At 72.3% G+C, this 21,192-nt stretch carries 20 protein-coding genes; 18 read left to right on the forward strand and 2 right to left on the reverse strand.

Annotated elements, in window-relative coordinates:
• Together GUY61_RS15710 and GUY61_RS15715 are read left to right on the forward strand one after the other, a co-directional pair.
• Nucleotides 1-759: GlxA family transcriptional regulator (locus tag GUY61_RS15710; protein ID WP_166630783.1), on the forward strand; the 759-nt coding region annotated here is incomplete at its 5' end.
• Between the two features lie 107 nt (nt 760-866).
• Nucleotides 867-1,511 (forward strand): DJ-1/PfpI family protein, encoded by a 645-nt coding sequence (locus GUY61_RS15715; protein ID WP_166630784.1) that lies wholly within the window; start codon nt 867-869, stop codon nt 1,509-1,511.
• Between the two features lie 309 nt (nt 1,512-1,820).
• On the opposite strand, the gene GUY61_RS15720 is transcribed toward GUY61_RS15715, so the two are convergent.
• A complete protein-coding gene (locus tag GUY61_RS15720; RefSeq protein ID WP_166630785.1) occupies nt 1,821-2,573 on the reverse strand; it encodes an enoyl-CoA hydratase/isomerase family protein in 753 nt (250 codons plus the stop codon).
• Nucleotides 2,574-2,834: 261 nt separating this feature from the next.
• On the opposite strand from GUY61_RS15720, the gene GUY61_RS15725 reads away from it, so the two are divergent.
• Complete coding sequence (locus GUY61_RS15725) at nt 2,835-3,368, forward strand: ATP-binding protein (protein ID WP_166630786.1); 534 nt, start codon at nt 2,835-2,837, stop codon at nt 3,366-3,368.
• A 98-nt stretch (nt 3,369-3,466) separates the two neighbouring features.
• Here the strand turns inward: GUY61_RS15725 and idi are convergent, their stop codons facing one another.
• The gene (gene idi, locus GUY61_RS15730; RefSeq protein ID WP_166630787.1) at nt 3,467-4,084 is read right to left on the reverse strand and encodes an isopentenyl-diphosphate Delta-isomerase; all 618 of its coding nucleotides are present in this window, start codon (nt 4,082-4,084) and stop codon (nt 3,467-3,469) included.
• Nucleotides 4,085-4,663: 579 nt separating this feature from the next.
• Here idi and GUY61_RS15735 point away from each other — a divergent pair.
• The 15 genes from GUY61_RS15735 to GUY61_RS15805 form a co-directional block, all read left to right on the forward strand.
• Nucleotides 4,664-6,610, forward strand: a complete 1,947-nt coding sequence (locus tag GUY61_RS15735) for a DUF5941 domain-containing protein (protein WP_398955623.1) — start codon at nt 4,664-4,666, stop codon at nt 6,608-6,610.
• Nucleotides 6,607-7,344, forward strand: a complete 738-nt coding sequence (locus tag GUY61_RS15740; protein WP_166630788.1) for a sugar phosphate nucleotidyltransferase — start codon at nt 6,607-6,609, stop codon at nt 7,342-7,344. Before GUY61_RS15735 ends, GUY61_RS15740 begins: the two co-directional genes overlap by 4 nt.
• On the forward strand, nt 7,332-8,393 hold the full coding sequence (locus GUY61_RS15745; protein WP_166630789.1) for an iron-containing alcohol dehydrogenase family protein: 1,062 nt from the start codon (nt 7,332-7,334) through the stop codon (nt 8,391-8,393). The genes GUY61_RS15740 and GUY61_RS15745 overlap by 13 nt, the downstream gene beginning before the upstream one ends.
• Nucleotides 8,371-9,150 (forward strand): CDP-alcohol phosphatidyltransferase family protein, encoded by a 780-nt coding sequence (locus GUY61_RS15750; RefSeq protein ID WP_166630790.1) that lies wholly within the window; start codon nt 8,371-8,373, stop codon nt 9,148-9,150. The genes GUY61_RS15745 and GUY61_RS15750 overlap by 23 nt, the downstream gene beginning before the upstream one ends.
• Nucleotides 9,147-10,040, forward strand: coding sequence for a glycosyltransferase family 2 protein (locus GUY61_RS15755; RefSeq protein WP_166630791.1), 894 nt, complete (start codon nt 9,147-9,149; stop codon nt 10,038-10,040). The genes GUY61_RS15750 and GUY61_RS15755 overlap by 4 nt, the downstream gene beginning before the upstream one ends.
• 104 nt (nt 10,041-10,144) lie before the next feature.
• Nucleotides 10,145-11,080 carry an ABC transporter permease gene (locus GUY61_RS15760; RefSeq protein ID WP_166630792.1) on the forward strand — a complete coding sequence of 312 codons (936 nt, stop codon included), beginning with the start codon at nt 10,145-10,147 and terminating at the stop codon, nt 11,078-11,080.
• Nucleotides 11,073-11,849: an ABC transporter ATP-binding protein gene (locus GUY61_RS15765; protein ID WP_166630793.1), complete on the forward strand. Its 777-nt coding sequence runs from the start codon at nt 11,073-11,075 to the stop codon at nt 11,847-11,849. Before GUY61_RS15760 ends, GUY61_RS15765 begins: the two co-directional genes overlap by 8 nt.
• A 694-nt stretch (nt 11,850-12,543) precedes the next feature.
• Nucleotides 12,544-13,452 carry a squalene synthase HpnC gene (gene hpnC, locus GUY61_RS15770; protein ID WP_166630794.1) on the forward strand — a complete coding sequence of 303 codons (909 nt, stop codon included), beginning with the start codon at nt 12,544-12,546 and terminating at the stop codon, nt 13,450-13,452.
• Entirely contained in the window at nt 13,449-14,402 is a 954-nt protein-coding gene (gene hpnD, locus GUY61_RS15775; RefSeq protein ID WP_166630795.1) for a presqualene diphosphate synthase HpnD, read from the forward strand. The genes hpnC and hpnD overlap by 4 nt, the downstream gene beginning before the upstream one ends.
• A 121-nt stretch (nt 14,403-14,523) precedes the next feature.
• Complete coding sequence (gene hpnE, locus GUY61_RS15780; RefSeq protein ID WP_166630796.1) at nt 14,524-15,957, forward strand: hydroxysqualene dehydroxylase HpnE; 1,434 nt, start codon at nt 14,524-14,526, stop codon at nt 15,955-15,957.
• Nucleotides 15,948-17,063, forward strand: coding sequence for a polyprenyl synthetase family protein (locus GUY61_RS15785; RefSeq protein WP_208106041.1), 1,116 nt, complete (start codon nt 15,948-15,950; stop codon nt 17,061-17,063). Before hpnE ends, GUY61_RS15785 begins: the two co-directional genes overlap by 10 nt.
• Nucleotides 17,064-17,207: 144 nt before the next feature.
• On the forward strand, nt 17,208-19,226 hold the full coding sequence (gene shc, locus GUY61_RS15790) for a squalene--hopene cyclase (protein ID WP_166630798.1): 2,019 nt from the start codon (nt 17,208-17,210) through the stop codon (nt 19,224-19,226).
• Nucleotides 19,226-19,876 (forward strand): 1-hydroxy-2-methyl-2-butenyl 4-diphosphate reductase, encoded by a 651-nt coding sequence (locus tag GUY61_RS15795; protein WP_166630799.1) that lies wholly within the window; start codon nt 19,226-19,228, stop codon nt 19,874-19,876. The genes shc and GUY61_RS15795 overlap by 1 nt, the downstream gene beginning before the upstream one ends.
• 5 nt (nt 19,877-19,881) lie before the next feature.
• Nucleotides 19,882-20,904 (forward strand): adenosyl-hopene transferase HpnH, encoded by a 1,023-nt coding sequence (gene hpnH / locus GUY61_RS15800; protein WP_166630800.1) that lies wholly within the window; start codon nt 19,882-19,884, stop codon nt 20,902-20,904.
• Between the two features lie 62 nt (nt 20,905-20,966).
• A partial coding sequence (locus GUY61_RS15805) for a flavodoxin-dependent (E)-4-hydroxy-3-methylbut-2-enyl-diphosphate synthase (protein ID WP_166630802.1) occupies nt 20,967-21,192 on the forward strand: 226 nt, incomplete at its 3' end.

Below are 21,192 nucleotides of genomic sequence, written 5' to 3' on the forward strand. Positions count from 1 at the left end.
GCCCTCCCCCTCCTGGTCCCGGGCGGCCACGGCACCCGTGACCCCGACCCCCGGCTGGTCGACTGGCTGCGCGCGCACGCGCCGCACGCCGACCGCCTGGTCAGCGTGTGCAGCGGAGCCCTGCTGCTCGCCGCGGCGGGACTGCTCGACGGGCGCCGCGCCACCACCCACTGGACCCTGTGCGACCGTCTCGCCCGGCTCCACCCGGCCGTCGAGGTGGACCCGGACCCGATCTACGTGCGCGACGGTCACGTCGCGACCTCCGCCGGTGTCACCGCGGGCATCGATCTCGCACTCGCCCTCGTCGAGGAGGACCTCGGCCGCGAGATCGCGCTCACCGTCGCCCGACACCTCGTCGTCTTCCTGCGCAGGCCGGGCAACCAGGCCCAGTTCAGCACCCACCTCGCCGCGCAGACCGCGAGCCGGGCACCGCTGCGCGAGGTCCAGCGGTGGATCGCCGAGCACCCGGAGGCCGACCTCTCCGTCGAGGCGCTGGCCGCCCGTGCGAACCTCTCGCCGAGGCACTTCGCCCGTGCCTTCACGGCCGAGACCGGGACGACTCCCGGCCGCCATGTCGAACAGGTGCGGCTCGAACACGCCAGGCGGCTGCTCGAGGACGGCCCGCGGAGCGTGGAGGAGGTCTCCCGCGCCAGCGGCTACGGCACGCCCGAGGCGATGCGCCGCGCCTTCGTCAGGACCCTGGGCACGGCACCCGCCGAGTACCGGCGCCGATTCCGCCCCCTGCTCGCCGCCGAGTAGGCGACGCGGCTCCGCAGTACGGCCTCCGCCTCCGCGGCCCCCACCACCTGAGCACGCCCACCACCCCATCGCCGGCCGTCACGGCCCACGACCCCGGAAGGTCCGACATGCAGACCGCGATCCTGCTCTTCGACCGGTTCACCGCCCTCGACGCCGTCGGACCCTTCGAGATCCTCAGCCGGCTGCCCGGCGCGGAGACCGTCTTCGTCGCCGCCGGGCCGGGACCGGTCCGCAACGACCAGGGCAACCTCGCCCTCGTCGCCGACCGGAGCCTCGCCGAGGTCACCGGCCCCGACCTCGTACTCGTGCCGGGCGGCCCCGGCCGGCGGGCCGCCATGAAGGACGACACCGTCCTGGACTGGCTGCGGGCCGTGGACGCCACCAGCACCTGGACCACCTCGGTGTGCACCGGCTCCCTGGTCGTGGCCGCCGCCGGGCTGCTCACCGGACGGCGCGCCACCTGCCACTGGCTCGCCCTCGACGATCTGCGGGAGTTCGCGGCCGAGCCGGCGCAGGAGCGGGTCGTCTTCGACGGCAAGTACGTCACGGCCGCCGGTGTCTCCTCCGGCATCGACATGGCGCTCGCCCTCGTCGGCCGCATCGCGGGCGACCGGGCCGCCCGTACGGTGCAGCTGCTCACGGAGTACGACCCGCAGCCGCCGTACGACGCCGGGTCTCCGGCCAAGGCCCCGGCCGACATCGTGGCCCACTACCGCGAGCGCAGGCCGAGTAGCCGGATTAGCGAAACGTAGCGAACCCGTGGTGGAGTGTCACGGCGCGCCCGGCGCCCAGGCGACGTCGGGCACCCTCCTCGGTGAGGTCGCGAGACCTGATCGACCAGCGTCCGGAGGGACGTGCCACGCGGACCGAAGGCTTCTGCCGTTCAGCACCAGGGCACGAAGGCGATTGGCTCGCGTCCCTGAGCAGTGCCGGGGATCACCAAGCCGATCAGAGACGCCGAGCGTCCTCGCGCAGTTCCGCGGCACTGGCGAGGGCCCCGCGGTCCCGCGGCGTCGGCGGAGCCCCGCAGGCCTCGCGCGGCCGGGCGGGAACCGGCAAGCTCACACCGAGTAGGTGAAGCGGGGCACCCGGCGCTCCAGGAAGGCGGCGACACCCTCCGCGGTGTCGCCGTCGGTCCGTTCCCGCGCCGCCTCCCGCGCCCAGTGCTCCGTACGGTCCAGATGGCCCGCCGCGAAGTCCTTGGCCGCGGCCTGGGTCAGCTGGGAGCGCGACACCAGGATCCGGGCGAACTCCGCGACCCGCTTGTCCAGCTCGCCCGCCGGCAGCACCTCGTCCACCAGGCCCGTGCGCAGCGCCCGCCCGGCGTCGACGAGCTCGCCCGAGAACAGCAGGTACTTCGCGGTGGAGGGTCCCACCAGCTCGGCGAGCCGCCGGGTGGAGCCCGCCGGATAGACGATGCCGAGCTTCGCGGGCGTCACACCGAACGAGGACCCCTCCTGGGCGAAGCGCAGGTCGCAGGCGGTCGCCAGCTGGCAGCCGCCGCCCACGCAGTAGCCCTTCACGGAGGCCAGGGTCGGCTTGGGGAAGGCGGCCAGCGCCTCCTCCGCGACGACCGCGAGCTCCTGGGTGCCGGCGCCCTCCTCGCGCAGCGAGGAGATGTCGGCGCCCGCGCAGAAGGTGTCCCCCTCGCCGGTCAGCACCAGGGCCCGTACGGAGGAGTCCGCCGCGAGCCGGCCGAGCAGCGCCGGCAGCTCCCGCCACATCCCGGTCGTCATGGCGTTGCGCTTGGCGGGGTGGTCGATGACCAGAGTGGCCACCCGGTCGGTGACGGAAAGTCTCAGCTGCGGCTCCATGCGCCGGATGCTATCCGCACCCTCGAACCGGCGATCCGTGAGGTCACGACCGTTCCCGGGGCGCACGGCCGCGGCGCCGCGCGGAACAGGATCGGTCGTGAGACTGACTCCGGCATACGCCAGCGGTCAGAAAGCATCGAATAGCTGCTGACTTCTGTTCACAGGCACGGTCCGGACCAAAGGAGTCCCAACACTCATTGCGTACAGGTCGCACAGGTCCGTACGGATCCATGCACGTGAGTGTGAGGGTGGTGCCGGAAGATGGAGACCAGCGGGAGCGTCACGCCGCACACGGCGACGGCCGGTCCGGCCCTGCCCGAGGCGACCGAGCGGGAGGCGAAAGGACCCGGGCCCGAACCGTACGGACCCGGACCCCGGGCGTACGAAGGCGTCTGGAGATTCACCGCTTCCGCGATCGAGGCGTCCGTTCCCAGGGCCCGGCACGCCGTACGCGATCTGCTCCGGCGCCAGGGTGTCCCGGCCGGCCCCGACCTCGTGCAGTCGCTGCTGCTGATCGTCTCCGAACTGGTCACCAACTCGGTGCGGCACGCGGCCGTGCTCTCGCCGGAACTCGCCGTGGAGGTCGCAGTCGGCAGGGAGTGGATCAGGATCTCCGTGGAGGACCAGCACCCGTACCGGCCGACGGCACTGGAGGCCGACCACGCGAGAACGGGCGGGCGCGGACTGCTTCTGGTCCGGGAACTCGCGCGGGAGGCGGGCGGCACCTGCGACGCCGAGCGCACCGCCACCGGTGGCAAGGTCATCTGGGCCGCCCTGCCGCTCGCTCCCCGCTGAACGCCCTTCCGGGCACGGCGCCGGAAGCGGGCGCACGGCGGGAGCACCGGCACGGGCCGGGCCGGACCGGGCGGGCCGGGAGTACCGCGCCGGGAGTGCTACCAGCCGGCGCCGGGGCCCGTCAGCTCGCGGATCGCGGGCCGGGCCGCGTCCAGCACGGTCATGAACCAGGCCGAGAAAGGATCCCGCGCATGCCGTTCGGCCAGCTCGGCCGGGGTCACGAAGGCCGTCGCCGCGATCTCCTGCGGGTCAGGGTGGGGCGCGGCCTCGACCAGGCCCACGAAGAGGTGGTTGTACTCCTGCTCGACCAGGCCGGACGCCGGGTCGGGATGGTTGTAGCGCACCGTTCCGGCCGCGGCCAGCAGGGCGGGGGAGAGGCCCAGCTCCTCGTGCGTACGCCGGGCGGCGGCGGTGAACGGGGCCTCGCCGGGATAGGGGTGCCCGCAGCAGGTGTTCGACCAGACACCGGGGGAGTGGTACTTGCCCAGGGCGCGCCGCTGCAGCAGCAGCCGGCCCGCGTCGTCGAAGAGGAAGACGGAGAAGGCCCGGTGCAGGCGGCCGGGAGAGAGGTGCGCGGAGAGCTTCTCCGCGGTCCCGATGGTGTTGCCGTCCTCGTCGACCAATTCGAGCAGGATCACCTCTGCGGTGCCCTGTGGGGAGCTGTTCGCCGTGCGGGAGTCCCCCAGGCGGTAGCCGGGGGAGGGTGTGGTCGGCATAACCATCCTTCGCTGTGGTCTTCGACGCCCAAGTCTGCCGTACGAACTCGTCCTGTCCGCACTTCGCACGTCCGCCCGGTAGGTCGTATCTGCGTCGGACGTCTCATAAGTGCGGACAACGGATGGTGCCCCGTCCCGGGCGACGGGAATCCCCGGCCGCGGGACGAACGGGAACGCGACGCCCCGCGCGCGCCGGGGCCCGTCCCGTACGTCGCCCGGCGGGCCGCCCGCGGCTCCGGTCCGCGCCGCCCGCCTCTCGCCCCGGCCACGGGCGGCGCCTCCCGGCCGGTTTGTGTCCCAGGGTGCGGATCAAGGATGATGATCGCGCGGGACACCCACTGCCAGAGCCGCCTTATGAAGGCGTGAACGGGTGGTGAACGGGTGCTTCCCATCATCCGATAGCCTCTGCCGACATGCCGCCCGTGCCCGCACAGGGCATCCGGCGCCTCCCCGCACGCTGCCCGGCGCCCCGGCGCGCCGCGTTCCAAGGAGTGAGTTCGCCTGTCGACCGCCATCCTCACCGGTCCGCCGGTCGCCGATTCCCCGCTCGAGGGCGATCTGCGGTCCCTGGGCTTCGACGTGCGGATCGCCGCAGACGCGGCGGAGGCCGCAGACGCCCTGGCCGCGCTGCCGGCCGGTGACCGGGTCGCCCTCGTCGACCCCCGCTTCACGGGCCACCTGCACGCCCTCCGCCTCGGGCTCACCGACCCGCGCTTCGCGACCGCCGCCATCCCCGGCGCGCTGACCGCGCTGCCGGAGTCCCGCCGCGTCCTGGAGCAGGCCCTGCGCACCGCCGCGGCGCCGCGGGCCAAGGCCGGAGCCTCCGCCCGGGGCGCGACCCCGGCCCGGGCCGGGACCACCGGGGAGACCGGGCCCGGCGGCCCGCGCGCCGAGACCGTCGTACGCGGCGGCGCGGACGCGCCCGCGGGGACGGCCGCGGAGGCGCACCCCGCCCTGCCCGGCGCGGACGCCGCGGGTGCCGAGGCCGGCGCACCGAGCGTGCATGCGGCCGGAGCCCGAGCCGGCGAGGCGCACCCCGCCTCCGACAGCCTTCCCGACGCCGTCGCGGCCGTCCTCGACGCCGAGGGCGTCCCCGTGCAGCGTCCGCCGCTCGGCTCGCTCGTCGCCGCCGTCCCGGCGGACGCCGCGGCCCGCGCCGCGGCCCGGGAGGCCGTGGCGGCCGTCGACGAGGAGTCCGTGCGGCTGCGCAGCGCCGTGAAGTCGCGGGACGGTTTCGTCACCACCTTCTTCATCAGCCCGTACTCCCGCTACATCGCCCGCTGGTGTGCCCGGCGCGGCCTGACACCCAATCAGGTCACCACGGCCTCGCTGCTCACCGCGCTGATCGCGGCCGGCTGCGCCGCCACCGGCACCCGGCCGGGCTTCGTCGCGGCGGGCGTGCTGCTCATCGCCTCCTTCGTGCTGGACTGCACGGACGGGCAGTTGGCCCGCTACTCGCTGCAGTACTCCACGCTCGGCGCCTGGCTCGACGCCACCTTCGACCGGGCCAAGGAGTACGCCTACTACGCGGGCCTGGCCCTCGGTGCCGCTCGCGGCGGCGACGACGTGTGGGCGCTCGCGCTCGGCGCGATGGTGCTCCAGACCTGCCGCCACGTCGTGGACTTCTCCTTCAATGAGGCGAATCACGACGCAACCGCCAACACCAGCCCAACTGCGGCACTTTCCGACAAATTGGACAGTGTTGGCTGGACCGTCTGGGTCCGCCGCATGATCGTCCTGCCGATCGGCGAGCGCTGGGCGATGATCGCGGTCCTCACCGCCCTCACCACCCCCCGCGTGGTCTTCTGGGCCCTGCTCATCGGCTGTGCGTTCGCCGCCTGTTACACCACGGCCGGCCGTGTCCTGCGCTCCCTGACGCGGAAGGCGAGCCGGACGGACCGCGCCGCGCTTGCCCTCGCGGAACTCGCCGACAGCGGGCCGCTCGCCCAGGGCTTCGCCGCCGTGCTCGGCGGCCCGGCCCGCCGGCTGCCTTCGCTCGCCCCGCTCGCCATCGCCCTGGCGGGCGGCGCCGCACTGGTCGCCACCGCCGCGCTCACGGCATTCGGTGGTCCCTGGACGGTCGTAGCCGCCCTCGGCTACGCCCTCACCTCGGGATTCGCCGTCGCCCGCCCCCTCAAGGGCGCCCTGGACTGGATGGTGCCGCCCGTCTTCCGCGCGGCCGAGTACTGCACCATCCTGGTACTGGCCGCCGCGTCGGGGGTGAACGGGGCCTTGCCTGCGGCTTTCGGCCTGGTGGCCGCGGTCGCCTACCATCACTACGACACGGTGTACCGCATCCGCGGTGGCACCGGCGCGCCCCCGCGGTGGCTCGTGCGGGCGATCGGTGGCCATGAGGGACGGGCACTGGTGGTCACACTGGCGGCCGCCGTTCTGCACGGCACCGCGTTCGTCACCGCGCTGACGCTTCTGGCCGCGGCCATCGCACTGACGGTGCTCATCGAGAGCGTCCGTTTCTGGGTGTCCTCCGGAGCACCCGCAGTTCACGACGAAGGAGAAACAATATGATCGGCCTCGTGCTGGCAGCCGGCGCCGGGCGGCGTCTGCGCCCCTACACCGACACCCTGCCCAAGGCGCTGGTGCCGGTCGACGGCGACACCACGGTCCTCGACCTGACCCTCGGCAACTTCGCCAAGGTCGGTCTGACGGACGTCGCCGTCGTCGTGGGCTACCGCAAGGAGGCCGTGTACGCGCGCAAGGAGGAGCTGGAGGCCAAGTACGGCCTGAAGCTCACCCTGATCGACAACGACAAGGCCGAGGAGTGGAACAACGCCTACTCCCTCTGGTGCGCCCGTGACGAGATCAAGCACAGCGTGATCCTGGCCAACGGCGACACCGTGCACCCGGTCTCCGTCGAGCAGACCCTGCTCGCCGCCCGCGGCGAGGGCAAGAGGATCATCCTCGCCCTCGACACGGTGAAGAAGCTCGCCGACGAGGAGATGAAGGTCGTCGTCGACCCCGAGAAGGGCGTGCGGCGCATCACCAAGCTGATGGACCCGGCCGAGGCCACCGGCGAGTACATCGGTGTCACCCTCATCGAGGGCGAGGCCGCCGAGGACCTGGCCGACGCGCTGAAGACCACCTTCGAGCGCGACCCCGACCTCTACTACGAGGACGGCTACCAGGAGCTCGTCAACCGCGGCTTCAAGATCGACGTCGCCCCCATCGGCGAGGTCAGCTGGGTCGAGATCGACAACCACGACGACCTCGCCAAGGGACGTGAGATCGCGTGCCAGTACTGACCAGGCTCATTCCGTCCCCGGTCGTCGTCGACATCCGCGCGGGTGCCCTCGACGACCTGGCCGGTGTCCTGGCCGACCAGCGGATCTCCCACTCCGGGAAGCTGGCCGTGGCGATCAGCGACGGCTCCGGCGCGGTCCTGCGCCGGAGGCTCGCGCCGGCCCTGCCCGGCGCCGACTGGTTCGAGGTCGGTGGCGGCACCCTCGACGACGCGATCCACCTCGCCGACGCGATGAAGGCCGGGCACTACGACGCCGTGGTCGGCCTGGGCGGCGGCAAGATCATCGACTGTGCCAAGTTCGCCGCCGCGCGCATCGGCCTGCCGCTGGTCGCCGTCGCGACGAACCTCTCGCACGACGGACTGTGCTCGCCGGTCGCCACGCTCGACAACGACGCCGGCCGCGGCTCGTACGGCGTACCCAACCCCATCGCGGTCGTCATCGACCTCGACGTGATCAGGGAGGCCCCGGTCCGGTTCGTCCGCTCCGGCATCGGTGACGCGCTCTCCAACATCTCCGCCGTCGCCGACTGGGAGCTCGCCCACAAGGTCAAGGGCGAGCAGATCGACGGTCTGGCCGCCGCCATGGCGCGGCAGGCGGGCGAAGCGGTGCTGCGCCACCCCGGAGGCGTCGGCGACGACGGCTTCCTCCAGGTGCTGGCCGAGGGCCTGGTCCTCACCGGCATCGCCATGTCGGTGGCCGGCGACAGCCGGCCCGCCTCCGGTGCCTGCCACGAGATCAACCACGCCTTCGACCTGATCTTCCCCAAGCGCGCGGCGAGCCACGGCGAGCAGTGCGGCCTGGGCGCGGCCTTCGCGATGCACCTGCGCGGTGCGCACGAGGAGTCGGCGTTCATGGCCGAGGTGCTGCACCGCCACGGGCTGCCGGTGCTGCCGGAGGAGATCGGTTTCAGTGTGGAGGAGTTCGTGAAGGTCGTGGAGTTCGCTCCGCAGACCCGGCCGGGCCGCTACACCATCCTCGAGCACCTCAATCTCTCCACCGACCAGATCAGGGACGCTTACGCCGACTATGCCAAAGCCATCAGTAGCTGAACTCCGCCCGGTCGTTCACCCCCCGGGTGTGAAGGACCGGCGGAGCGGCGAGCACTGGGCCGGCCGGCTCTACATGCGCGAGCTCTCGCTGCGCGTGGACCGGCACCTGGTGAACACGCGGGTCACACCCAACCAGCTGACCTACCTGATGACCGTCTTCGGCGTCCTCGCCGCCCCGGCCCTGCTGGTGCCCGGGATCGCGGGGGCCGTTCTCGGCGTGCTGATGGTCCAGCTCTACCTGCTGCTGGACTGCGTCGACGGCGAGATCGCCCGCTGGAAGCAGCAGTTCTCGCTCGGCGGGGTGTATCTCGACCGGGTCGGCGCCTACCTGTGCGACGCCGCGGTGCTGGTCGGCTTCGGCCTGCGCGGCGCCGACCTGTGGGGCGAGGGGCGGGTGGACTGGCTGTGGGCCTTCCTCGGCACCCTGGCCGCCCTCGGTGCCGTCCTGATCAAGGCCGAGACCGACCTCGTCGGCGTCGCCCGTCACCAGGGCGGACTGCCTCCGGTCAAGGAGGCGGCGTCCGAGCCGCGCTCGTCCGGCATGGCGCTGGCCCGCAGGGCCGCCGCGGCGCTGAAGTTCCACCGGCTCGTCCTCGGGATCGAGGCGTCCCTGCTCATCCTGGTCCTGGCGGTCCTGGACACGCTCCGGGACGACCTGTTCTTCTCGCGGCTCGGCATCGCCGTACTGGCCGGTATCGCGCTCCTGCAGACACTCCTGCACCTGGTGTCCATCCTCGCGTCGAGCAGGCTGAAATGAGCGGGCAGAAAACCCCGCTGAAGGTCGGGGCCGTCATCATCACGATGGGCAACCGCCCCGAGGAGCTCCGGGCGCTGCTCGACTCGGTCGCCAAGCAGGACGGCGACCGGATCGAGGTCGTCGTCGTCGGCAACGGGGCGCCCGTGCCCGACGTGCCCCCCGGGGTACGCGCCGTGGAGCTGCCCGAGAACCTCGGGATCCCCGGCGGCCGCAACGTGGGTATCGAGGCGTTCGGCCCGGCCGGCCGCGAGATGGACATCCTGCTGTTCCTCGACGACGACGGGCTGCTGCCCGGCACGGACACCGCCGAACTGTGCCGGCAGGCCTTCGCCGCCGACCCGAAGCTCGGCATCATCAGCTTCCGCATCGCCGACCCGGAGACCGGGGTCACGCAGCGCCGCCACGTGCCCCGGCTGCGCGCGGCCGACCCGCTGCGCAACTCCCGGGTCACCACCTTCCTCGGCGGTGCCAACGCGGTGCGCACCCAGGTCCTCGCCGAGGTCGGCGGGCTGCCCGACGACTTCTTCTACGCGCACGAGGAGACCGACCTCGCCTGGCGCGCCCTGGACGCCGGCTGGCTGATCGACTACCGCGCGGACATGGTGCTGCACCACCCCACCACGGCGCCGTCCCGGCACGCGGTCTACCACCGCATGGTGGCCCGCAACCGGGTCTGGCTGGCCCGGCGGAACCTGCCCGCCCCGCTGGTGCCGGTGTACCTGGGGGTGTGGCTGCTGCTGACGCTGCTCAGGCGCCCCTCGCGACCCGCGCTCAAGGCATGGTTCGGCGGATTCAAGGAGGGCTGGACCACGCCCTGCGGACCCCGCCGCCCCATGAAGTGGCGGACGGTCTGGCGGATGACCCGGCTGGGCCGCCCTCCCGTCATCTGACAAGCTCGGATCTGAGAGCATTCGCCTGTCCGGGGACCGGGTACCCGCCCGCGGCCCGGGACGGGCCTGCGGCTTCAGAAACGAGGACGAGGAATCATCCCCCTGTGAGTGAGACAACCCATGACGGCGGCATCGCGGTGAGCGCCGCGCCCGGCCCGGACGAAGGACTGTCCCCGGCCGAGCTGGCGGCCAAGTACGGTCTGTCGGTCAGCGGGGCGCGTCCCGGGCTCGGCGAGTACGTGCGCCGGCTGTGGGGCCGGCGCCACTTCATCCTCGCCTTCTCCCAGGCGAAACTGACCGCGCAGTACAGCCAGGCCAAGCTGGGCCAGCTGTGGCAGGTGGCCACCCCGCTGCTCAACGCGGCCGTCTACTTCGTGATCTTCGGCCTGCTCCTGAACGCCAGACGAGGCATCCCGCACGAGGTGTACGTGCCGTTCCTGGTGACCGGAGTGTTCGTCTTCACCTTCACCCAGAGCTCGGTGCTCGCCGGCGTCCGTTCCATCTCCGGCAACCTCGGCCTGGTGCGTGCCCTGCACTTCCCGCGCGCCGCGCTGCCCGTCTCGTTCTCGCTGCAGCAGCTCCAGCAGCTGCTGTTCTCGATGATCGTGCTGTTCGTGGTGGTGATGGCCTTCGGGTCCTTCCCGGCCTGGTCGTGGCTGCTGGTCGTCCCGGCGCTGGTGCTGCAGTTCGTGTTCAACACCGGACTGGCGCTGGTCTTCGCCCGGATGGGCGCCAAGACCCCCGACCTGGCGCAGCTGATGCCCTTCGTGCTGCGCACCTGGATGTACGCCTCGGGTGTGATGTTCAGCATCCCCGCCATGCTCCAGGAGAAGGACCTCCCCGCCTGGGTCACCGACGTCCTCCAGTGGAATCCGGCGGCGGTCTACATGGACCTGGTGCGTTTCGCCCTGATCGACGGATACGGCTCCGAGTACCTGCCGTCCCACGTCTGGGCGTTCGCCGTGGGATGGGCGGCGGTCGCGGGCGTCCTGGGCTTCGTGTACTTCTGGAAGGCTGAGGAGCGCTACGGCCGTGGCTGACACAACGGGGAACAGGATTCCCACCGTCATCGCGGACGAGCTGCACATCGTCTACCGCGTCAACGGCGGCGGGGGCGGCAGGGGCAGTGCCACCGCGGCGCTGAACAGGATCATCAAGCGGACCAAGCCCGCCGGGATGCGGGAGGTGCACGCCGTGCGCGGGGTGTCCTTCACGGCGTACCGGGGCGAGGCCATCGGCCTGATCGGCTCCAACGGCTCGGGGAAGTCCACGCTGCTGCGCGCGATCGCCGGGCTGCTGCCCGCCGAGCGCGGCAAGGTCTACACCGACGGCCAGCCCTCGCTGCTCGGTGTGAACGCCGCCCTGATGAACGATCTCACGGGTGAGCGGAACGTCATGCTGGGCGGGCTGGCGATGGGCATGACCCGCGAGCAGATCAGGGAGCGCTACCAGAGCATCGTCGACTTCTCCGGGATCAACGAGAAGGGCGACTTCATCACCCTGCCGATGCGCACGTACTCCTCCGGCATGGCGGCGCGGCTGCGGTTCTCCATCGCCGCTGCCAAGGACCACGACGTGCTGATGATCGACGAGGCGCTGGCCACGGGCGACCGCAAGTTCCAGAAGCGCTCCGAGGCCCGCATCCGCGAGCTGCGCAAGGAGGCCGGCACCGTCTTCCTCGTCAGCCACAACAACAAGTCGATCCGGGACACCTGCGACCGGGTGCTGTGGCTGGAACGCGGAGAGCTGCGGATGGACGGCCCGACGGACGAGGTGCTCAAGGAGTACGAGAAGTTCACCAGCAAGTAGCTCCCTGAGGGGTGAGCCCGCCCCTCCCGTGCCCGCACCCGTCCGCCGGTGAGCACTCCGGCCCCCGGGAGGTCCCGGGGGCCCGGTGAAGAGGACCGCCCGGCCGTGGGGCCCGGGTGCCCGCGCGCCCGGGCGGCGGCGCACCAGGGGCGCCGGCCCGGTATCCGCACGCCGGCCGGCACGGGCCCGCCGCGCACCGCGACCGCGTCGCGCCCCGTCCTCCGCGGGCTGCTCGCTACCGGCCGTACGCAGGCCCGCTGCCGTCCCGGGCGCCGAGGCTGTCGCCTGGTCGGCGGCAGCGGGGTAAAGATCTCGTAATACCGTCAACTGTCTTCCCTGGCGGGAAGGTTGGGGCGGATTGACATGTTCTTGTGACGTGTGGAGCACCCTGGCGCGGCAAGGACCGTTGTACAACGTAAGCTGTAGCGGTCCTCAATCGCGGCAAGTGGGGTGATACCGCTCGGCCCGAACGCCTGCCGGGGAACCGTCCCCAGGCAGTCGCCGTCGTGAACGGGGAGGGTGCGTAAGCGGCGTGTCCGAAATAGGGTGTATCGAATTGGCAGTGTAGAACGGGAGATGTGACGGCGATGAGGGAAAATCTCCAGCTCCGAGGTGGTTCCGGCCGTTCCCTCGACGGTCCCGGCACCCTGCGATGAGCGCGACCCCGGCCGTCCCGGGACCGGAGGACCGGGCCATGACCACCGCCCTCGCCGACCGCACGGGCGACACACTCGGCAAGGCGGCCCACGAGAACTTCCCCGTGGCCCCCTTCTTCCTGCCCCGCGCCTGGCGCACCGACCTCATGGCCGTCTACGGCTACGCCAGGCTCGTCGACGACATCGGTGACGGCGACCTCGCGCCCGGCGGGGCCGACGCCCGTTACCTCGGCCTCGGCCCCGCCGCCGCCGAGGACCGGCCGGCCATGCTCGACGCCTTCGAGGCCGACCTGCTGCGCGTCTTCGACACCGCCGGCACCGGCCCGCGCCACCCGCTGCTGGCCGCCCTGCGCCCCACCGTCCGCCGACACGACCTCACCCCCGAGCCCTTCCTCGGGCTCGTCGAGGCCAACCGCCAGGACCAGCGCGTCCGCCGCTACGCCACCTACGCCGACCTGCTCGCCTACTGCGAGCTCTCCGCGAACCCGGTCGGCCGGCTCGTCCTGGGCATCACCGGCACCACCAGCCCCGAGCGCGTCCGCCGCTCCGACGAGATCTGCACCGCACTGCAGATCGCCGAGCACCTCCAGGACGTGACCGAGGACCTCGGCCGCGACCGGATCTACCTGCCCGCCGAGGACATGAAGCGCTTCCGCGTCGAGGAGGCCGACCTGCGCGCGCCCCACGCGGGAGCCTCCGTGCGCTCGCTCGTCGCCTTCGAGGCCGAACGGGCCCGGGACCTGCTCGACCGGGGCACCCCGCTGGTGCGCAGCGTCCACGGCAGACTCCGGCTGCTGCTGGCCGGCTTCGTGGCGGGCGGACGCGCCGCGCTGGCGGCGGTCGGCGCCGCCGGTTTCGACGTACTGCCAGGACCACCGAGGCCCACCAGGCCCAGGCTGCTGCGCGAAGTGGGAGCCGTCCTGCTCCGAGACCGTGGAGAGAGGTGAGCCGGGCCGTGGAGACAGAGGAGGCGCCCGTGTCCGCGCACGTGCTCGCCGCGTACCGCTACTGCGAGGCCGTGACCGGGCAGCAGGCGCGGAATTTCGCGTACGGCATCCGGCTCCTGCCCGCCGGCAAACGGCGGGCCATGTCGGCCCTCTACGCCTTCTCCAGACGTGTCGACGACATCGGTGACGGCGGGCTTCCGACCGAGGCCAAGCAGTCCAGACTCGAAGAGACCAGGGAACTGCTCGGCCGGATCCGTGAGGGCGCGGTCGACGAGGACGACACCGACCCCGTCGCCGTCGCCCTCACGCATGCCGCACGCCGGTTCCCCATCCCGCTCGGCGGGCTCGACGAACTCATCGACGGCGTCCTGATGGACGTACGCGGCCATGAGTACGAAACCTGGGACGACCTGAAGCTCTACTGCCGCTGCGTCGCAGGCGCCATCGGGCGGCTCTCGCTGGGGGTGTTCGGCACCCAGCCGGGCGCGCGCCAGGCCGAACGAGCCCCCGAGTACGCCGACACGCTGGGGCTCGCACTCCAACTGACCAACATCCTCAGGGACGTTCGCGAGGATGCCGACAACGGCCGCACCTACCTCCCCGCCGACGACCTCGCCAAGTTCGGCTGCTCGTCCGGGTTCCACGGTCCCCGGCCGCCCGAGGGCGCCGACTTCGCAGGCCTGGTGCACTTCGAAGTACGCCGCGCCCGGGCCCTGTTCGCCGAGGGCTACCGGCTGCTCCCCATGCTCGACCGCCGCAGCGGCGCCTGCGTCGCCGCCATGGCCGGCATCTACCGGCGGCTGCTCGACCGCATCGAGCACGAGCCCGGGGCCGTCCTGCGCGGCCGTGTCTCCCTGCCCGGCAGGGAGAAGGCCTACGTCGCCGTGCGCGGCCTGTCCGGCATCGACACCCGTCACATCTCCCGGAACGCCGCCGGGAGGCGGGCGTGAGGAGGGCGGGCGATACGGCGAGCGGGGCGAGCGAGCGGAACGCAACCGCCCGCCGGGCCACCGCGTCCCTGACTGCAACGGTCCGCCGGCTCCGTACCGGCGAGGCCGAGGGGGTGGGCGCATGACAGTCAACGGCACCCTGGGCGGGGAGCCACCGGCCGCCGTACGGCGAGGCGCCGTCGTGATCGGCGGCGGTCTCGCCGGAGTCACCGCCGCGCTGGCGCTCGCCGACGCCGGTGTGCGCGTCACCCTGGTCGAGGGCCGGCCCCGGCTCGGCGGACTCGCGTTCTCCTTCAGGCGGAACGGACTGACCGTCGACAACGGGCAGCATGTGTACCTGCGGTGCTGCACTGCGTACCGCTGGTTCCTCGAACGTGTCCGGGGCGCCCATCTCGCCCCCGTGCAGGACCGGCTCGACGTCCCCGTGCTCGATGTCGGAGGCGCAGCGGGCCCCAGGCTCGGCAGGCTGCGGCGCACCGCGCTGCCGGTGCCGCTGCACCTCGCCGCGAGCCTCGGCCTCTACCCGCACCTCTCGCTCGCCGAACGGATGGGCGTCGGCCGGGCCGCGCTCGCCCTCAAGGCCCTCGATCCGGCCGATCCGGCTCTGGACGGCGTGGACTTCGGCACCTGGCTGCGCACGCACGGCCAGTCGGACCGGACGGTGGAGGCGCTCTGGGACCTCGTCGGCGTCGCCACCCTCAACGCCAGGGCGGGCGATGCCTCGCTCGGGCTGGCCGCCATGGTGTTCAGGACCGGGCTGCTCTCCGACCCCGGCGCCGCCGACATCGGCTGGGCGCGCGTGCCGCTCGGCGAACTCCACGACACGCTGGCCCGCAGGGCACTCGACGCCGCGGGAGTGCGCACCGCCCTGCGCACCCGCGCCACCTCGGTGTCCCGCGGCGCCGACGGACGCTGGCAGGTCGGCGTCGAGAGCGGGCCGGGAGCGGCCGGACGGCTCGACGCCGACACCGTCGTCCTCGCCGTCCCGCAGCGCGAGACGCACGCACTGCTCCCCGGGGGCGCCGTCGACGACCCCGACCGGCTGCTCGGCATCGGCACCGCGCCGATCCTCAACCTCCACGTGGTCTACGACCGCAAGGTGCTGCGCCGGCCGTTCTTCGCGGCGCTCGGCACCCCCGTGCAGTGGGTCTTCGACCGGACCGGTGCCTCCGGTCTCGAAGGCGGCGGGCAGTACCTCGCCGTCTCCCAGTCGGCCGCCCAGGACGACATCGACGAGCCCGTGGCGGCCCTGCGCGCGAAGTACCTGCCCGAGCTGGAGCGGCTGCTGCCCGCCGCACGCGGCGCCGGCGTGCGGGACTTCTTCGTCACCCGGGAGCGCACCGCGACCTTCGCGCCGGCGCCTGGCGTCGCCCGGCTGCGGCCCCCGGCCGTAACCAGAGAGCCGGGCCTGTATCTTGCGGGCGCGTGGACCGCCACCGGGTGGCCCGCGACCATGGAGAGCGCCGTCCGCAGCGGCATCAGTGCGGCGGGCGCGGCTCTCTCCGCACTCGGCCACCGCCACCGCCACCCGTTGCAGGAGGCGGTATGGAGCTGAGAAACAGCACCACTAGCACCGCACAACGAGGAGAGACTGTGCCGACGCACAATCCGGCGAGCCCGGTCCGAGAGACGACGGATGTCGCCGCGCTGCTCGAGCGCGGGCGGACGCTCGCGACGCCGGTACTGCGCGCCGCCGTGGGCCGGCTGGCCTCGCCCATGGACACCGTCGCCGCGTACCACTTCGGCTGGATCGACGCCGAGGGCCGGCCCGCCGCCGGCGACGGGGGCAAGGCCGTGCGTCCCGCTCTCGCCCTGCTCTCGGCCGAGGCCGCCGGGGCCGGACCCGAGGTCGGCGTCCCCGGCGCCGTCGCCGTCGAACTCGTGCACAACTTCTCGCTGCTGCACGACGACCTGATGGACGGTGACGAGCAGCGCAGGCACCGCGACACCGTCTGGAAGGTGCACGGTCCCGCCCAGGCCATCCTCGTCGGCGACGCGCTGTTCGCCCTGGCGAACGAAGTACTCCTGGAACTGGGCACCGTGGAGGCCGGGCGCGCCGCGCGGCGGCTCACCACCGCGAGCCGCAAGCTCATCGACGGCCAGGCCCAGGACATCTCCTACGAGCACCGGGAGCGGGTCACCGTCGAGGAGTGCCTGGAGATGGAGGGCAACAAGACGGGCGCGCTGCTCGCCTGCGCCGTCTCCATCGGCGCCGTCCTCGGCGGTGCCGACGACCGCACCGCCGACACCCTTGAGGAGTACGGCTACCACCTGGGTCTCGCGTTCCAGGCCGTCGACGACCTGCTCGGCATCTGGGGCGACCCCGACGCCACCGGCAAGCAGACCTGGAGCGACCTGCGGCAGCGCAAGAAGTCCCTGCCGGTCGTGGCCGCGCTGGCGGCCGGCGGACCGTCCTCCCGGCGGCTCGCCGACCTTCTCGCCGCCGACGCCAAGAGCAGCGACCTCGACTGCTTCTCCGAGGAGGAGTTCGCCACCCGGGCGGGCCTCATCGAGCAGGCGGGGGGCCGGGAATGGACCTCCCAGGAGGCCCGCAGGCAGCACACCGTCGCCCTCGGGGCACTGGACCGGATCGACATCCCCGACCGGGTACGCGCGCAGCTCACAGCACTGGCCGACTTCGTCGTCGTACGAAAGAGATGATCAATATCGCCCTGATACGCACCCCCGGCCGGGGGTGATCCAAGACCCCCGGCGTCGCCGGCCGGCACGAAGCCACGTGCCGGCCGACGGCAGACCCCAGCACAGCAGAGACGTTCCACTGCACGTTGCACGTAAGGGGAAGCCATGACAGCGACGACCGACGGAAGCACCGGGGCGACCGTGCCCCGGGCGGCCGCGGCCACCGAAACCGCATCCGTACCCGTATCAGCGACCCGACCAGAGGCGGCGGGAGTCCGGGAAGCCGCCCAGCGAGCCACCGCACGAGCGGTCGAGCACCTGCTCGGCCGGCAGGACGCCCAGGGCTGGTGGAAGGGCGACCTGGAGACCAACGTCACCATGGACGCGGAGGACCTGCTGCTGCGGCAGTTCCTCGGCATCCTGGAGCCCGGGACGGCCGCGGCCGCGGCCAGGTTCATCCGCTCGGAGCAGCGCGAGGACGGCACCTGGGCCACCTTCTACGGCGGCCCGGGGGACCTCTCCGCCACCATCGAGGCGTACGTCGCCCTCCGGCTCGCCGGGGACGCCCCCGACGACCCGCACATGGCCGGAGCCGCCCAGTGGGTCAGGAAGAACGGCGGCATCGCCGCCGCCCGGGTCTTCACCCGCATCTGGCTGGCCCTGTTCGGCTGGTGGAAGTGGGACGACCTGCCCGAACTGCCGCCCGAGATGATCTACCTGCCGAAGTGGTTCCCGCTCAACATCTACGACTTCGGCTGCTGGGCCCGGCAGACCATCGTGCCGCTCACCGTCGTCTCCGCCAAACGGCCGGTGCGGCCCGCGCCGTTCCCCCTGGACGAACTGCACACCGACCCGCGCGACCCCAACCCGGCCAGGCGGCCGGCACCGCCCACCACCTGGGACGGGGTCTTCCAGCGGCTCGACAGGGCGCTGCACGCCTACCACCGGGTCGCCCCGAAGAGGCTGCGCAGGGCCGCCATGAACAGCGCCGCCCGCTGGATCGTCGAGCGCCAGGAGAACGACGGCTGCTGGGGCGGGATCCAGCCGCCCGCCGTCTACTCGATCATCGCGCTGTACCTCCTCGGCTACGACATCGAGCACCCCGTGATGCGGGCCGGGCTCGAGTCGCTGGACCGCTTCGCAGTGTGGCGCGAGGACGGCGCCCGCATGATCGAGGCCTGCCAGTCCCCGGTCTGGGACACCTGCCTGGCCACCATCGCGCTCGCCGACGCCGGCCTGCCCAAGGACCATCCGGCGCTGGTGAAGGCCGCCGACTGGATGCTCGGTGAACAGGTCGTGCGGCCCGGCGACTGGGCTGTACGGACTCCCGGCCTCACCCCCGGCGGCTGGGCGTTCGAATTCCACAACGACAACTACCCGGACACGGACGACACCGCCGAGGTCGTCCTGGCGCTGCGCCGCGTCCGCCACCCCGATCCGGAACGGGTCGACGCCGCCGTCGAGCGCGGAGTGCGCTGGAACCTCGGCATGCAGTCGAAGGACGGCGCCTGGGGCGCCTTCGACGCCGACAACACCAGCGCCTTCCCCAACCGGCTGCCGTTCTGCGACTTCGGGGAGGTCATCGACCCGCCGTCCGCCGACGTCACCGCGCACGTCGTGGAGATGCTCGCCGTCGAGGGCAGGGCGCACGATCCGCGCACCAGGCGCGGCATCGAGTGGCTCCTCGCCCACCAGGAGCCGGACGGTTCGTGGTTCGGACGCTGGGGCGTCAACTACGTCTACGGAACCGGCTCGGTGGTGCCCGCCCTGGTCGCCGCAGGGCTGCCCGCCGCGCACCCGGCGATCCGGCGGGCCGTCGCCTGGCTGGAGAGCGTCCAGAACGAGGACGGCGGCTGGGGCGAGGACCTGCGCTCCTACCGCTCGCGCGCCCAGTGGAGCGGCCGGGGCGCCTCCACGGCCTCGCAGACCGGCTGGGCCCTGCTGGCACTGCTCGCCGCCGGCGAGCGGGACGGCAAGGCGGTGGAGCGGGGCATCGCCTGGCTCGCCGAGACCCAGCGGCCGGACGGATCCTGGGACGAGCCGTACTTCACCGGCACCGGGTTCCCCTGGGACTTCTCCATCAACTACCACCTCTACCGCCAGGTGTTCCCGCTCACCGCGCTCGGCAGGTACCTGCACGGCGAGCCCTTCGCGGGCCCGCGCGCCCGGCACGGGGACACCTGATGCCGGATCCCGCGGTCACCGCGCCGCCGATGCTGATCGCCTGCGCGCTCGGCATCGAACACCTCGCGCTGCGCAGCGGCGCGCGGGCCGCGCGCGGCCGCGGGCCGGCACCGACCCTGTTGCGCACCGGAATGGGGGCCAGGGCGGCCGAACAGGCCCTCACCGGGGCACTGGGCAGGGACACGCTGAAGGACGCCGTCGTCCTCGCCACCGGCTTCTGCGCCGGACTGGTCCCCGGAATGCACCCGGGGGACCTGGTGGTCGCGGACGAGACCCGGGACCCGCGCGGCCGGACCGCGTGCACCGGCACCGACGTCCTCGTGAAGGCGCTGGCCGCGGCGGTTCCCGGCCGCGGGGTCCACACCGGGCCGCTGACCGGCTCCGACCACGTCGTACGCGGCGCGGAGCGGGCCGGCCTGCGGGCGACCGGTGCCATCGCGGTGGACATGGAGTCCGCCGCCACGCTCCTGAGCGCCGTGCGGACCGGCCCGCGCGCGGTTGCGGCCGTACGAGTGGTCGTGGACGCTCCTGAGCATGAGCTCGTCCGCATTGGCACAGTGCGCGGTGGAATATCGGCTTTCCGCGTTCTTCGTTCTGTCCTACCCGCTTTCTTTGAATGGCACCGATCTTCGCTGCTCCCCCGGAGGTGAGCCAGATGGCCATGCCACTTCGTCAGACCGTCAAGGTAGCGACGTACCTCTTTGAACAGAAGCTGCGCCGCCGTGAGAAGTTCCCGTTGATCGTCGAACTCGAACCGCTCTTCGCGTGCAACCTCAAGTGCGAGGGCTGCGGCAAGATCCAGCACCCGGCGGGTGTGCTGAAGCAGCGCATGCCCGTGGCGCAGGCGGTCGGTGCCGTTCTGGAATCCGGTGCCCCGATGGTCTCCATCGCCGGCGGCGAGCCCCTGATGCATCCTCAGATCGACGAGATCGTGAGGCAACTGGTGGCCAGGAAGAAGTACGTCTTCCTGTGCACCAACGCGATGCTGCTGCGCAGGAAACTCGACAAATTCTCGCCCTCGCCCTATTTCGCGTTCGCCGTGCACATCGACGGACTGCGCGAGCGGCACGACGAGTCGGTCGCCAAGGAAGGCGTCTTCGACGAGGCCGTGGAGGCGATCAAGGAGGCCAAGAGGCGCGGCTTCCGGGTGACGACCAACTCCACCTTCTTCAACACGGACACCCCGCAGACCGTCATCGAGGTGCTCAACTTCCTCAACGACGACCTCAAGGTCGACGAGATGATGATCTCGCCCGCCTACGCCTACGAGAAGGCCCCCGACCAGGAGCACTTCCTCGGCGTGGAGCAGACCCGGGAGCTGTTCCGCAAGGCCTTCGCCGGAGGCAACCGCAACCGCTGGCGGCTCAACCACTCGCCGCTCTTCCTGGACTTCCTGGAAGGCAGGGTCGACTTCCAGTGCACGGCCTGGGCCATCCCCAACTACTCGCTCTTCGGCTGGCAGCGCCCCTGCTATCTGATGAGCGACGGCTATGTGCCGACGTACCGGGAACTCGTCGAGGACACCGACTGGAGCAAGTACGGCCGCGGCAAGGACCCGCGCTGCGCCAACTGCATGGCGCACTGCGGCTACGAGCCCACAGCCGTCCTCGCCACGATGGGATCGCTGAAGGAGTCGCTGCGCGCCGCCAGGGAGACGGCCGGCGGCAACCGCGGGTGAGGCACGGGTGAGGCACGGGTGAGGACGAGACCATGAGTACCGAAGCCATCAGTGAGGACGCCATGAGCGCACCGGTCTCGCTCGGTCTGCCGGAGCCGCCGGCCAGGCCGCTCGCCGAGCGCAGGAAGAGTCGGAAGATCCAGGTCGGTACGGTGGCGGTTGGTGGGGATGCGCCGGTGTCGGTGCAGTCGATGACCACGACGCGTACGTCGGACGTGGGTGCCACGCTTCAGCAGATCGCGGAGCTGACGGCGGCGGGCTGTCAGATCGTGCGGGTGGCGTGTCCGA

It is taken from the genome of Streptomyces sp. GC420 (assembly GCF_009916105.1).
GTDB lineage: Bacteria > Actinomycetota > Actinomycetes > Streptomycetales > Streptomycetaceae > Streptomyces.

What these genes read in the sequence shown, in the direction of transcription:
- GUY61_RS15715 (WP_166630784.1), top strand. Translation starts at nt 867, where the DNA reads ATGCAGACCGCGATCCTGCTCTTCGACCGGTTCACCGCCCTCGACGCC.
- GUY61_RS15720 (WP_166630785.1), bottom strand. Translation starts at nt 2,573, where the DNA reads ATGGAGCCGCAGCTGAGACTTTCCGTCACCGACCGGGTGGCCACTCTG.
- GUY61_RS15725 (WP_166630786.1), top strand. Translation starts at nt 2,835, where the DNA reads ATGGAGACCAGCGGGAGCGTCACGCCGCACACGGCGACGGCCGGTCCG.
- idi (WP_166630787.1), bottom strand. Translation starts at nt 4,084, where the DNA reads ATGCCGACCACACCCTCCCCCGGCTACCGCCTGGGGGACTCCCGCACG.
- GUY61_RS15740 (WP_166630788.1), top strand. Translation starts at nt 6,607, where the DNA reads ATGATCGGCCTCGTGCTGGCAGCCGGCGCCGGGCGGCGTCTGCGCCCC.
- GUY61_RS15750 (WP_166630790.1), top strand. Translation starts at nt 8,371, where the DNA reads ATGCCAAAGCCATCAGTAGCTGAACTCCGCCCGGTCGTTCACCCCCCG.
- GUY61_RS15755 (WP_166630791.1), top strand. Translation starts at nt 9,147, where the DNA reads ATGAGCGGGCAGAAAACCCCGCTGAAGGTCGGGGCCGTCATCATCACG.
- hpnC (WP_166630794.1), top strand. Translation starts at nt 12,544, where the DNA reads ATGACCACCGCCCTCGCCGACCGCACGGGCGACACACTCGGCAAGGCG.
- hpnE (WP_166630796.1), top strand. Translation starts at nt 14,524, where the DNA reads ATGACAGTCAACGGCACCCTGGGCGGGGAGCCACCGGCCGCCGTACGG.
- GUY61_RS15785 (WP_208106041.1), top strand. Translation starts at nt 15,948, where the DNA reads ATGGAGCTGAGAAACAGCACCACTAGCACCGCACAACGAGGAGAGACT.
- shc (WP_166630798.1), top strand. Translation starts at nt 17,208, where the DNA reads ATGACAGCGACGACCGACGGAAGCACCGGGGCGACCGTGCCCCGGGCG.
- GUY61_RS15795 (WP_166630799.1), top strand. Translation starts at nt 19,226, where the DNA reads ATGCCGGATCCCGCGGTCACCGCGCCGCCGATGCTGATCGCCTGCGCG.
- hpnH (WP_166630800.1), top strand. Translation starts at nt 19,882, where the DNA reads ATGGCCATGCCACTTCGTCAGACCGTCAAGGTAGCGACGTACCTCTTT.